8 protein-coding genes and 2 pseudogenes are annotated in these 12,907 nt (G+C 57.7%); 4 read left to right on the top strand and 6 right to left on the bottom strand.

Translation table 11 applies throughout. The features are described 5' to 3' along the window. Positions 1-349: 349 nt before the first annotated feature. Positions 350-1,186 (top strand): AAA family ATPase, encoded by an 837-nt coding sequence (locus ACPYOJ_RS25880; protein WP_481418804.1) that lies wholly within the window; start codon positions 350-352, stop codon positions 1,184-1,186. A gap of 227 nt (positions 1,187-1,413) precedes the next feature. After that, entirely contained in the window at positions 1,414-1,965 is a 552-nt protein-coding gene (locus ACPYOJ_RS25875) for a hypothetical protein (protein WP_481418801.1), read from the top strand. Between the two features lie 86 nt (positions 1,966-2,051). On the opposite strand, the gene ACPYOJ_RS25870 is transcribed toward ACPYOJ_RS25875, so the two are convergent. The 6 genes and pseudogenes from ACPYOJ_RS25870 to ACPYOJ_RS25845 form a co-directional block, all read right to left on the bottom strand. After that, a complete protein-coding gene (locus ACPYOJ_RS25870; RefSeq protein WP_481418800.1) occupies positions 2,052-5,510 on the bottom strand; it encodes an ATP-binding protein in 3,459 nt (1,152 codons plus the stop codon). A gap of 3 nt (positions 5,511-5,513) precedes the next feature. Continuing rightward, positions 5,514-6,740, bottom strand: a complete 1,227-nt coding sequence (locus ACPYOJ_RS25865; RefSeq protein ID WP_481418799.1) for a metallophosphoesterase family protein — start codon at positions 6,738-6,740, stop codon at positions 5,514-5,516. A 239-nt stretch (positions 6,741-6,979) separates the two neighbouring features. Next, positions 6,980-7,407, bottom strand: a pseudogene (locus ACPYOJ_RS25860) (class I SAM-dependent methyltransferase); the annotation flags it as partial. A 287-nt stretch (positions 7,408-7,694) separates the two neighbouring features. After that, entirely contained in the window at positions 7,695-8,804 is a 1,110-nt protein-coding gene (locus tag ACPYOJ_RS25855) for a sulfite oxidase (RefSeq protein WP_481418798.1), read from the bottom strand. A gap of 209 nt (positions 8,805-9,013) precedes the next feature. Next, positions 9,014-9,685, bottom strand: a complete 672-nt coding sequence (locus ACPYOJ_RS25850; protein WP_481418797.1) for a DUF938 domain-containing protein — start codon at positions 9,683-9,685, stop codon at positions 9,014-9,016. Between the two features lie 835 nt (positions 9,686-10,520). Next, positions 10,521-10,689, bottom strand: a pseudogene (locus tag ACPYOJ_RS25845) (DUF3606 domain-containing protein); the annotation flags it as partial. A 472-nt stretch (positions 10,690-11,161) separates the two neighbouring features. On the opposite strand from ACPYOJ_RS25845, the gene ku (ACPYOJ_RS25840) reads away from it, so the two are divergent. Together ku (ACPYOJ_RS25840) and ku (ACPYOJ_RS25835) are read left to right on the top strand one after the other, a co-directional pair. Then, complete coding sequence (ku, locus tag ACPYOJ_RS25840) at positions 11,162-12,079, top strand: non-homologous end joining protein Ku (RefSeq protein WP_481418796.1); 918 nt, start codon at positions 11,162-11,164, stop codon at positions 12,077-12,079. Between the two features lie 12 nt (positions 12,080-12,091). Further along, positions 12,092-12,904, top strand: coding sequence for a non-homologous end joining protein Ku (ku, locus tag ACPYOJ_RS25835; protein WP_481418795.1), 813 nt, complete (start codon positions 12,092-12,094; stop codon positions 12,902-12,904). Positions 12,905-12,907 lie beyond the last annotated feature (3 nt).

The following is a 12,907-nucleotide window of genomic DNA, read 5'->3' as shown; positions in this document are numbered from 1 at the left end:
ACCACTTCCGCCAATTCGACAAGCGCTCTCGCGACCTGGTGACCAGAAAGACCGTCTTTGCTTACACTGTGCAGGAAAACATAAGGAACGAATATGAGCGACGACGTCAGTGACCGCGATCGGACGGACGAGCCGATCGCTGGACGCCGGAAACGACCGCGATCCTCGAAGACGGCAACCTGCGGACCATCTGCTTTGCGGGCATCGAGGTGGTTCGAGGGCACTGTTAAATTAATGTGTCCCGGCCAGAATCATGGAGGATGGCATTGCCTCAGGCGGCTTCAATGCGCGCGATCGCACTCCAATTTGCATGGCAATTGCTCGCAGTTCGCGATGATGGACAGATTAAATATCGTGCGGTCAGAACCTGTTCTCGATCGGCCTCAAGGGCGTCAAGCACGTCAAGAATAATCAAATCCTATCGGAAGGCGAACAGCGAGCGCTTGCGCTAGCATGCTTCCTCGCCGAAATCGGGGACGACCGCGAGAACTACGGAATGATCATTGACGATCCTGTGTCGTCTCTCGATCACATACGCATGCGTCGGGTTGCCAGGCGATTGGTCGCCGAAGCCGCGAAGGGTCGGCAGGTAGTCATCTTCACGCACAACATCGTGTTCTTCAACGAGATCGTCTCCGAGGCGGCCAGGGTCGGCGAACGAGCACCACTTGTGAAAACGGTCATTCGAAAGACAGACACTGCCGGGTTTGGCGTCATCGAGGAAGACAGGGAGCCTTGGATCGCCGACCTCAACGTTCGCATCGCCGACCTCAGACAACGCGCCAAGGCGAATGCAGCTTTGACTGAGCACGATACCGACAGCTATCGCAGGCTGGTCAAAGACTTCTACTCGGATCTGCGAGAAACTTGGGAACGTGCCGTCGAGGAGCTTGTCCTCAACAAGACGGTTGTCCGCTTTGTTCCCGATGTGATGACGCAGCGGCTTAAGGAAGTAGGGGTCGACGACAACGATTATAAGACGATCTACCATGCAATGAAGCAGGTCTCGGAGCGCTCAGGTCATGACATGTCGTATGGACGGGACCTACCGGCACCAAGGCCGAACGACATGACCGACGATCTCAAGCTGCTCGAAGAATTCTGCGCCTCTTATAAGGCGAAAAAGAAGCTGCTGGCCGCAACAAGGGAAAAGCTCGAAAGTCCCGTCAAGGCGCTCTTGGAGTAGGCTTCAAGATTTCAGCAGAATTGTCCGGACCAAGAAGATCGATCGGGATCACCTGAAATGAATGGCGCAGTTTCGCAGCATCGCTTTCGGCGAGGGTTTGCTTTCGGGCTAGTGACGGCCGCCGTCGTTTTCGTGATATGGAATACCGGAGGGCAGCCTTCTTGGTGTGCTCCATCTGTCCCGTCTTGGCTTCCTTGCTTCCTTGGGCGCAGCCGGAAGAACACTGTGTGAGGGAGTGGATCTCAGCACTGAGCGGCTGGGCTGCTGTCGCAATTGCAATCCCGACAATTCGTTTCCTTGCCAAGCAGGTGAAAGACGCTGATCGCTTCCATCGCCAAACCGTCGCGATGACGCTTGAAAAGAACCTGACGCTTGCGAAGCGAATGACACGCCGATGCGGGAACGAAAGGCGTCGTATCGACAGGATCAAGGCAAACTTGTCAAAAATGAACGCTACCGCTGGTGCAGCGGGGAACCCGACGATCCTCTCTCCTGAAACAGCGAAAATGGTGATCAAGCTGATCGAGAATTTTGCGGAAGCAGATCTCGACGAATTTGAAGCGGTCAGATTTGTTGGCGCCACCTATCTGCGTAGCGCCAGAAAGGCGTTGGCACGTGTTGAGGAGATAACGAAAAATGCGGCCAAGACTACTGCCGGGCTGTCGGTGACTGGGCGAGATTTGCAACGCATCGATTCAGCGGTAACGCGCGCGCAACTCCATCTAAAAAGGCTGGAGGACCACGCGAGGGAGTATTTGAAGAAGTGGGAGGTCGGATAATCTTCGCCGACGTCGGGACCTGCTCGATGTCGGACTTGCGGTATTAAGGGCGCACAGCAAGATCGCGCTAGCACCAGTCAATGGCTTCAGGCGCCAGCGAGGCGTTCGAACCTGATAATATCGACGTCATCTCCCAGGAGCTCGGATGCGATTTCAATGATCTTGCCCTCGTGTGTAAACAAGATCGGTTGGAACGCCCGCCCTCCGGACGCCAGAGTTTTCAATCCGGAAGCCTTTCGCTCGTCGTCGAACGACTGAAATACATCGTCCGTTATGAAAGGCAGTGGCTCGTTGCGGCTGCAGAAGTCCTCGATGAACGCCAGACGGAAGGCGAGGTAAAGCTGATCTGCGGAACCTTCGCTGAGCGCCTTCGTCGGGAGCTGCTCACCGTCGGCTCGTTCTGCCTTGAGCCTTATCGCATCCTGATCGTCGAATTCCTGCACCAAGCGAATGAAGGAGCCGTTCGTCAAGGTGGCGAAGTACTCACTTGCCCGCGCGAGCAGCGGATCTGCCTGTGACTCTCTATAACGTTCCATAGAGGTCGATAGCAGTTTTGAGGCGAGCCTCAGAACCGCCCACTGACGGGCCAGATCCTGTGTCTCTTGTTCCGCAGAGGCCTTGTCGAAAGCAGCCTGCTCCGCGCTCATTCCGGTCTCGAGCGCTTCTTTTGTCGATGCCAATTCAGCGAGTCTTCCCTTGAGCTTGCCGAACATGTCGAACTGTTGAGAATCCTCGGCTGCCAGCGCCTCGATCTCCAAATCGGCAGCGACGCGATCGAAGTCGTCCAGTTTCACCCGGATGTCTTCTTCGCTGATGCCCCTGGAATGCAGCGACAGCCTCCGCCGACTGTCGTCGAGCTTCTCGACCACGGCACGACGCCTTCCGAGACGCTCGAGAAGTGTCCTGCCGTCCATCTGAACATTCAGGCGATCCAACTGAACAGCGACAGCCTGACTGATCGACTGGCGTTCCTCGGCTATCTGTTGAAGTTCGGCGGAAACTCGGTCTCGGCTCGTGGCGAGATGGCGGTTATGATCCTCGGCAGATTGTGCGTCGGTCATTCGTTTGTGCACGATATCGACAGCGAGCATCGGAGCCAGTCTGGAAAGATCGTCGCCGATCGATTTGCATATTGTCGACAGCTTGTCCTCGAACTGATCGATGTTGCGTGTCATGCCGTCCACGCGACGCTGTCTGTTCTGCCTTTCGGCATAGCAGCGTGGGATCTCTTTCCAGACTTGAATTGCTGCCTCTGCCATCTCGAGGGTCGGAGCATTATCGAGCCCGAAAGCAACGCAGGTCTCGGCGAAGTGGGATTGCCACTCATCAACTCTTATAGCCAAGGCAGCGATCTTGCGCTCACCGTCGGCTATGTCGCTTTCCAGCGCCTCTTGACGGGCGCGCTCCATGCGCCTCTCATCCCATGCCTTCGCCTGTTCGGCCAGCTTTGCCTCCACAAGCCTGACATTAGACGAGAGCGGACCGGCAAGTGTCGCTTCAAGCCCGAGGGCGGTTGCAATGTTCGCTAGTTCAGATGTGACCTGGACCTTCCGGCTTTGCAGAATGCGAAGCTGATCCTCCAGGTCTCGGACGCTCTCGCGCCGCTTAACAATGGCATCGATGCTGCGTAGCCATTTGCCCATCTGATCAATATCGAGAACAGGAACTCCCGCATGGTCGAAAAGACGCGAAAACGCGGCCTGTACACTGTCCTCGTGATCCCGCGCGGCCTCGAGTTCAAGCTCCCCGGCCCCGATGGCACTATCAAGTCGAGCCAACCTCAGCGTCAGTTCCGAGTGGCGGGCGGTTCGCTCAGCTTGCGACAGTGCACCGTCCGATAGCTTGTCCGCCTCGCTAACAAGCGTTGGCAACACATCGTCCCATAGCTTGCCGGATTGAAATCCGACAATGGCCGCATCGCGAGCCGCCCTCGCCTCTTCGATCATCGAGCGGGTAATAAGGTGCCGATCATCTTCGAGGTCCGAAATAAGCTGTGTTACGTCCTCACGCTCCAAGCGGCGCTCTGCCTGCTTTTCCTGGGCACGTTTCACACGGTCGGAAGCTGCTACAAGATTGGGGCGGTGTTTCTCCAATTCAACTTCGTCCGGAAGCGGAAGCTTTAGAAGAGCTTCGATATCCTCAACCGGAGGAGCCAGGCGAGCCATCGCTTCGCCAATATCCTGCCGTGCCCTTGCTAGCGCAGTGTCGATCTCCTCAATCCGGTCGATCGATCGGATATCTGGCTGGAGGGCACCAAGGCGCTCCGGCAGATGCCCGACATCTTGAAGCGTACCACCGCTCTCGGTTCGTTGCATACGGCTGAATTCCGAAGTCTGGTCTTCTAAGCGCTGCCGTAGGGTCGTCTCGGCGCGTTTCAGCTCGTTTCCATCACGGATAAGACTATTGAGACGATTGATTTGAGCATCGGCTGGCTGCGTCTGGATGAGTGTTTCAACAGAACCCCTCTGACCTGCCCTGCGACCGAGACCAGCAAGCTCGAGATCGAAATCCGCCACCTCTGCCCTGACCCTGGAGAAATCGGCTTTCGCTTGAGAATACGCCACTTTTTCCGTGAGAAGTTCGTGAATCAAGTCTCGCTGCTTCAAAACAGCAGGGTCGAGCTGCAGTGCCTCAAACTCGTCCCGAATGCGCTCGCTCGTCTCGAGGGAGGCAGCTTCTCGTGTGGCGAGTTCGTGGAGACGTGCCAATTGTTTTTCAAGCTGCTGCTCGGTTTCCTTCGGAACTGCGGCGATCTCGTCAAATTCCGCCAGTCCGGCCAACTCTACATCGACATCAGTCAGGAGCGGTTCGAGCGTGCGTAGGTTCTGTAGAAGATCAAGACGAGTTTTCGTTCGTAAACGCGCGTGACCAAGCTCTTCCAACTGGCGCTCAACCTCGTGGATTTCATTAGAAAGGCGCTTCCAGTCGGGAGAACGGAGCTCATGAACTTTCTCGGACTGCCGCGCAGCCTCGTGACGGTCGAGCGCCTGATAGAAGGCCCGATCCTTCGATTTCCGCTGAGAGAAAATCGCGTCAGCCTCACTGTCCAAGCTCTTGCGCAACTGAGTGAGCCCAGTCAGTCCGGACGCGGCCGAGAACAGGAGGCGGCCGATCTCGCCATCGCCCGTCGCCATCTCCTCTCCCCCTTGGCGGAGCCTGGCCGAATCCATTCCAAAGGCCTTTTCAAAGACGGTCCGGCTCATCGCGCCGATGAAGGGTGAGAGAATATCGTCGGCAAGAGGCGCCTCTTGTTCCGAATTGGAGACCAATGTTGTCTTGCGGCCTTTCCGGCGCCGGAAATCGATCGATGCTCCGTCTCGACGCGTCAGGCTCGCGCCGACCCTGAGGATGGATGGCTCGAACTTGTGCAATCCGGCAAGTTCGTTCTGAAAGCCGAACAGGAGGTCAGATAGGGCACGGAGCATAGTGGACTTGCCCGCCTCATTCGGCCCGTAAACGATATGCAACTTGGCATCCGGCCGAAAAGGAATGGATCGGTTCGAAAGTGAGCCGTATCGGAGAAGATCAAGCCGATCGAAGCGCATGGTTCAGCCCGCAGCGGTCATTCGTGCCAGAAGCAGTTCACGCGCCTCTTTCAGCAGTTCCAAATTTGAAGCGCCAAGGGGGCTATCGTTGGTGGCGAGGCCTCCTGGCATCTTCGGCAAGATTTCCATCAAGATCTCATCGACATGGATGGCGTCATCCTCATGAGCCCCTAAAGCTCTGAGAAGCTCAATCCCTGCGAAGGCGTTTTCCGCGACGGCCACCGAGGAGGAGAGCCGCAGCTCAAGTTTCTCGATCCAGATGTCACTGTACGCCCGCTGGCAGGCCGCGAGCACCTCATCCTGCCACTGCGCTCGATCACGCGCCAAATCGTCATAGAACGCACAGGCTCCGGAAATCCGGATGCGTGCCGCGACTGGCTTGCCGTCGAACTGCGCAGACAAGCGGGCGGTTTCTTCCTCAATCCGCTTCAATACATCGACATCGAGATCGCTTTCGCTAACGTCGATGCCGATTGAGATGAATCGGGCGCTGTCCACGACAAGACGGTCGACGGTTGCGACACCATGATCGACAGTCACAACTACTGCACCTTTTGCGCCTTGCTCACGGATGCTTCGACCCTGGAGATTACCTGGGAAGACAACCAACGGATCGGATGCGACTATCTCAAATTCGTGGACATGGCCAAGCGCCCAATACTCGTAAGCGCGGGATCGCAAATCGTCGACCGAGCACGGAGCATAGGCCTCATGCCCCTCTCGCCCGGTCATCGAGGTGTGCAGAACCCCTATGTTGAACCAGCCTGCAATTGCCGAAGGATAGCCGAGGGCTAGATTCTCGTATGCCGCCCGGTCCGTAAAACCCTGTCCATGAAGCGCGACCTTCTTTTCCTCGAAGAGGAAAGTGGAGGGCTTGCTCGTTGCGAATTCGTGCACATTGTCCGGCAGCGTGATCGTCTTGGTGATCACGCTCGCAGCATCGTGGTTTCCTCGTATCAGGTAGACTGGGATCCCCGCCCGCTGTAGCCGGCCCATTTCACAATTGAAGAAAAGACCGACCTTGTTGTCCTTCCAGTCCCCGTCATAGATGTCTCCCGCAATGACGACGAAGTCGACGGCGAGTTCGACCGCACGGCTGACCAGCAGCGTTACTGCCTGCCTGGTCGCTCGCGAAAATAGCGCGGCGAGCTGCTCATCCTTTACCGATAGGCCTCGGAAAGGGCTCCCTAGGTGGAGATCAGCGGCGTGAATGAATCTGAACGAGGTCACGACTCTTCTTCGGTGGGTGCTTAATGCTCCACTCTAACGCGCTCATTTTCCGCGGGTACCCAGATACAGCCGTTGTCCACTGGTTTCGAGACCGTATTCAACACGAAACGCGATCTAGCAGTCGTTGCAGACCACGATCCTCGCATAGCCATTCGCGAAAGCTAAATCTCCAATCGGTCCAGCTCTGACGCAACTGTATTCTCGGCTTACCGGACTCGCGCGACCGAAGGCTCCCAGTGTCACCCTGTGTCCCAAACGCTCAACCACCAATCATGGGGCTTTCCGACGCACCGACGTACCTCGCTGACGATCCAGCCGGCGTCTGTGAGTTCGGACCGCAGGGCAGGCTCACGCCAGTACGTCTCGACGTAGTGGCGCGGCGCTGCAGCACTGCCGTGTGTGGACACATCCTCGCCGTCGCCCTCTCTAACCGAGGCGTGCAGTCGGCCACCAGTCCGGGTCGCCTCGGCAAGCCGTCCAAGCACCGTACCGAAATCATCGCGCGACGTGAATCAGGCAGGCACAGGCCCAGATCCCGTCGTACGGCGTGCCAGGACGCTGCGGGTCGGCCAGGTCTTCGGTCAGCGTCCAACAGGTCGGCCTCGAAGCCACTCTCGCGAAGCAGTTTGACGAAACTCTTCGCAATGTCGGTGCGCCGGACGCTAATCGCGCTCCCCCTTCAAGACAAGAGGCTCGATGAGCGAGAGGCCCATCAGCCCGTTGCGCCTTTCGAACTTCGGCAGTTGGTGACATCGCGGGCGATTTGCTTCCCAGCTCTAGCAGAAATGGGATCAAAGACACCACTGACCGATTGCCGATGCTGCCGGGCGGCAATGCGCGCCTTTATAATGGTCATCAAGCCACAGGTCGCTGTTGCTGCAAAGCGGACATGACGCAGTCACAACGCGGGTCGCAGTTGCGCCAGAAAGCCGCCATTCCGCCCCCTGCGGGTGATTAGATCACGAATTCCTCCTCGTACGTCTGTGGCTCGGGAACGACCGTAACCTCCACCGGAACGATCCAATTGGCCGCGTAGCTCTCGCAGTCGGAACGCGGGAGGTCGGGCTGCACGCACCCCGCCCCATCGATCGCGCGACATCGCAGTATATATCGCCCCACTTCTTCAGGGGTCCACATGTACTCCCATAAGCGCCATGCAAAGGGACATTCTGTTTCGAGGAGCCTTCCCTCGCGCCAGCCCCTGCCATCTCCGGTGCAGACCTGCACCTGCCGGATGACAGCCTCTCCGCTCCACGCGGCTCCGAAAATCCGATAAGGTTGGCCGGCGATGAGGTGCGCCCCCTGCACGGGACGCGCGATCTGCGCTTTGACCTCCATCTCCGCAAGGGGGACCAGCCTGGGTTCCCCGAGGCTGCGCTCCCAACGGAAATAGTCGCGCGCCTGCCAGTAGCCAAGGAACGGTTGCTCCACAACCGTGATATGCGTGATCCACTTGACCCAAGCCATGCCAAACCAGCCACCCACGACCGCGCGTAGCGGGTAGCCGTGATCGCGCGTCAACGGCTCCTCGTTCATCGAATAGGCAAGGATCGTGCTGTGAGCGATGGCCTTCTCAAGCGGTAAACTGCGCGCAAAAGCGATGGGGCCGGGAGAAGCCGTTTTCTTGTTCGTGTCGACGACGCCGCTGTCGGCGCCTGCGAGCAGAACCTCACGTGCGGTTCGCTTAACGCCCGCCATTTCCAAAATCTCGCGCAGAAGAACACCTGTCCACGCGGCATTGCCGACGGCTCCGTTCTGCCACTGCAACCCCTCCTTGGGCGGGACATAGTAGACGCGCCCGTTTCCTGCGCACTCGACGACGGCGGTGAAAGTCGTGCTCCGCATCGCCTTGATGCTGTCGAGGTCAAGTTCGATCGGCCGCTCCACCGCCCCGCCAACGCGCAATCTCCAGTCTCGTGCATCGAGGTCCGGCGACGGGAAATGGTTTCGCACGAAGAACAGCTCGGTTGGGATCGGCCAATCGGAGAGCGACGCAAACGGAAACTCGATGTTCGGTGGGGATTTCTGTCGAACTATTAGACTGGGTTGCTCTGGTGTCGGCATCGTCCTCGTCTCCCCTTCCAAGAGCACAACATCGGCTCTCGGTCGCGCGAATTCCGGTTCGATCACACCACCCCTCGCAGTGCGTCTGTCGCGTTCCGCCTTCGGCCGCATTCTAGCACATACCGCACGTTCCTCGGATCGACCTCGAACGGCTACAAAGGGCCCGAATGGTGCTATAGGCCCACGTCTTTTTCGCGCCCGCTCGTCGTTCAGGCACTACCGCTGGAGAAGACCAGCAACATATTGTTGGTAGACATCTCGATCGTCTCGCGGAGATTAAGTCCAGCGGCCTCACCCACTTGTTCAAGATCAGCGATATCACGTACACCCCAGGATGGGTTGCGCGCCTTTAGAGCCGCGTCGAAAGCAGCGTTCGAGGGGGCATTGTGTGCCCCGTCGCGCATGAATGGGCCGTAGAGAAGAAGAAGCCCACCAGCGTGAAGCAAACGGCCAGCTCCTGCGAACAATCCTAAGCTTGCTGCCCATGGCGCGATATGGATCATATTGATCGACACGATGGCGTCAAAATGCCCCGTTTGTTCGACGCCCCATTGTCCTGAGCACACATCAATATCCCGCGGTGCCAGCACATTCTTCAGCCCTGCGAATTTGATCCAGCTAGACGTGCTGCTGCGGGCGTCGGCATCCGGATCGCTCGGCTGCCAGGTGAGGTTGGGCATTGCTCCCGCAAAACACACGGCGTGCTCGCCGGTCCCGCATCCAATCTCCAGCACGGCGCCACATGTTGGAAGGACACGTTTTAGGACTGCGAGGATCGATGCCGAATTTCGCACCGCGGAAGGTGAGAACATGCGCTGGTCGGCGCTTATGTCGCGCTGTTCCAGCGCAACAGGCGAACGGTCATTCTTCTCTGGGGGCATCGGCCTTGAATCCCTTTGGGCGATGTCTCCCACCTTATAGCTGAAATGATGGGACTGAAACCAACGATTTCGGACTTACGAAGGGAGTCGTCGGCGACGCTGAGTAGCCTTCGTTCCATCAACAAATGGTTCCGCATTACCCTCGCCGGCCATCGAGAAAGCAATGACATCTCGCCATCGGCATGACCGGCGAACTTCCAACAGGATAGTTAGAATTCGATAAATCCATTTCCGGGACAGAAGGACCAGCCTGCTACACAACCTATGAAACAAGGGGCTAGCAATGGCTGGAAAGTCAGGCGACAAGATGAGCGAAGACCCAGGTCTTTGTTACCCTAGCACTGCAGAGCCACTTCGTATTCGTTTCCTTCCTGCACTTTCTTGAGGAGCGCACTCCTTCATGGGCTCGCCGGCGACACCCTCCAGAACATCGTAATCGACCTGCACGGATCCCGAAGGTATGTCGTGCCGGATGAGTTTCATGGTGCGAGCTGCGAGATCGCGGATGAGCTTCGGATTGATGGAGGTCAATGCAGACTGGCTCTTCAGCGCCTTGAAGATCCAGTCGAAGTCGTTCGTGTGATCGCTCGTGTCGGGAACTCCCGACCTTCGGCTGCGAAGATCGATTGATCCGGAGGATGCTTCTCTTCAGCGTCCGGCCGCCAGATGATCTGGTACACGTTGCCCGGATTATGTCCTTTGGTGCGCCTGCCGAGACATCTACCTGCCGGATGACTGGCAGCATTCAACATTGACCTCGGGACGTTGTCCGACATTGCCGAGATGGTGGCACTGCCTTGATACGCACCCTCTTCGCGCTGGTCAGTGGCGGCCGATCCGCTTCCACCTTCTTCCGCGAGTTTCCGGCGCTCTTGACCGCCTTCTTATCGGTATCCCTGGAGACACCTTTCTTCTTTGCTTCCTACTTGACATCATGATCCCTGGCCTCCGGCAACGCAGGCCCGATCCTGTGCGCGGCCTCGGGATGTCTGTGTCTTTGCCATCGTGCATCTCCGTAGAATGAACGCTCGCGGGAAAAACTCCCGGGGATTCCGGTGGTTCCCGTGGGAGGTTGTGAAAGTCGATGAGGCGTTGCTTGAAGCGCCAACCGAAAGCGATATTCAGTTCGCCGAGGAATGAGTTAATGCGATATCTATGGACACTGGAAAGCGACGGACGCGAACCTAATCGAGCTCATCCACGCCGATGAGCTGCCCGGAGTGATGTCGCCGGATTGGATCGTCGCGACGCTTCAAATGGACGAGGACGATGAGGGTGTCGCCATCCATTCGTCGCCACTCGGCTGGCGCATCCGGGTGAAACGAATCGCATGAGCAAGGAGGATGAACCTTCGATGCAGCCTGAATCAATCTCTGAGGGCGATTCTGTAAGCCATTGAAAAATGATTCGTTTGGAGTCGGAACGAATCACCTTCGCACGTCTTTGAATCGCACCTAGTGATTCGGAGTCAAGCGTATGGCATCGGGACATCGCGCCCAATGGAAGGGCTTTCTGAAGTTTGGCGAGGTAAGCTGCGGCGTCGCTCTTTATACGGCAGCGTCCACCAGCGAGCGCATAACCTTCAACACGATCAACAAGGCATCCGGCAACCGGGTCAGCCGCATCTTCATCGACAGTGAGACCGAGGATCCTGTTCCGAAGGAGAAGCAGACCAAGGGCTTCGAGATCGACAGTGGCCAGTACATCATCATTGATCCCGAGGAAGTGGCGGCGACGATCCCGGAGAACAACAAAACGCTCGATATCGAGGCCTTCATCCCTTGCTCCGAAGTCGACGACGTCTATTTCGACAAGCCCTACTACTTGACCCCGGACAAGATGGGAGGGGATGCGTTCGTCGCTCTTCGCGACGGTATGAAGAAGTCGAATGTCGCGGCAATCGCACGGGCCGTCCTCTTCCGTCGGGTTCGCTCTGTCCTGATACGGCCCCACGGGAAGGGCTTGATCGCCACGACCATGAACTACGACTACGAGGTTCGCTCGTCGAAGAAGGCATTCGAGGAGATGCCGAAGCTGAAGATCGAAGGTGAAATGCTCGATCTCGCGAAGCACATCATCTCCACGAAGAAAGGCGAGTTCGATCCCGCCACGTTCGACGACCGCTACGAGGCCGCCCTTGCCGAGCTGGTGAAAGCCAAGATCGAAGGCAAGTCGTTGCCGAAGCCAAAGAAGGTCGAGGTCTCCAAGCCAAACGATCTGCTTGCCGCCCTTCGTGAGAGTGCTGGTTTGCTGAAGGCTGACGCCGCCGAGAATACCAACACGAAACGCACCGCCGCAAACGCGAATAAGGGCGGTGGTCGACACCGCGCCGCGCGCGGAGTGGCTTCGAAGGGCGCCTCCTCCGGGGCTGCTCCGCGTCGCAAGGCAAGCTAGGGAGATTGACCAATGGCACCTCGATATTACTGGAAAGGCTATCTGAAGCTGTCCCTGGTCACCTGCCCCGTCGCAATGACCCCGGCGACATCGGAATCCGAAAAGGTCCGCTTCCACACGCTGAACAAGGACACCGGCAACCGCGTAGTCTCGCAGTATGTCGACTCCGTTACCGGGAAGCCTCTCAAGGAAGGAGCAGAGGCCAAGGGCTACGCCCGCGGTGAGAACGACTACGTCATTCTCACCGATGACGACCTTGATCGGGTGGCACTCGATACGGTGAAGACTATCGACATCGAGAAGTTCGTCCCCGCCGATAGCATCGAGTGGGTCTACCTCGAGAAGCCGCATTACCTGATGCCTGACGACGCCGTTGGCAATGAGGCCTTCGCCGTCATCAGGGACGCGATGAAGTCCGATAAGGTTGTCGGTGTTTCCAAACTCGTCATGGGGCGCCGCGAGCGCGCGGTCATCCTCGAGCCGCGTGACGAAGGCATCATCCTCTGGTCGCTCCGGTTTGGCGATGAGATTCGGCCGGAAGAGAGCTATTTCGAGGATATCGAGGATGAGGCCGATCCCGATCTCGTCCCCCTAGTTCAGAAACTCATCAATCAGAAGTCCGCACACTGGTCGCCGGACATGGTCAGCGATCCTATTCAAACCAGCCTGTTGAAGCTCATCGCCGAGAAGAAAAAGGCGTTGAAACCGAAAAAGGCGGCGAAGGGGAAAGCTGCGGAAGCGGCTCCGAAATCCAATGTGGTCAACATTATGGATGCACTCCGGAAGAGCGTCGAAGCCGATCTCAAAGGCAGGAAGGCCGGGTAGTCA

This window comes from Rhizobium sp. SVR5-9E (assembly GCF_056755095.1).
This window is presented reverse-complemented; position numbering and strand designations above follow the sequence as displayed.

Bases quoted from the DNA above. Each gene is read 5' to 3' on its own strand.
- ACPYOJ_RS25870 (WP_481418800.1), bottom strand. From the start codon at position 5,510: ATGCGCTTCGATCGGCTTGATCTTCTCCGATACGGCTCACTTTCGAAC.
- ACPYOJ_RS25855 (WP_481418798.1), bottom strand. From the start codon at position 8,804: ATGCCGACACCAGAGCAACCCAGTCTAATAGTTCGACAGAAATCCCCA.
- ACPYOJ_RS25850 (WP_481418797.1), bottom strand. From the start codon at position 9,685: ATGCCCCCAGAGAAGAATGACCGTTCGCCTGTTGCGCTGGAACAGCGC.
- ku (WP_481418796.1), top strand. From the start codon at position 11,162: ATGGCATCGGGACATCGCGCCCAATGGAAGGGCTTTCTGAAGTTTGGC.
- ku (WP_481418795.1), top strand. From the start codon at position 12,092: ATGGCACCTCGATATTACTGGAAAGGCTATCTGAAGCTGTCCCTGGTC.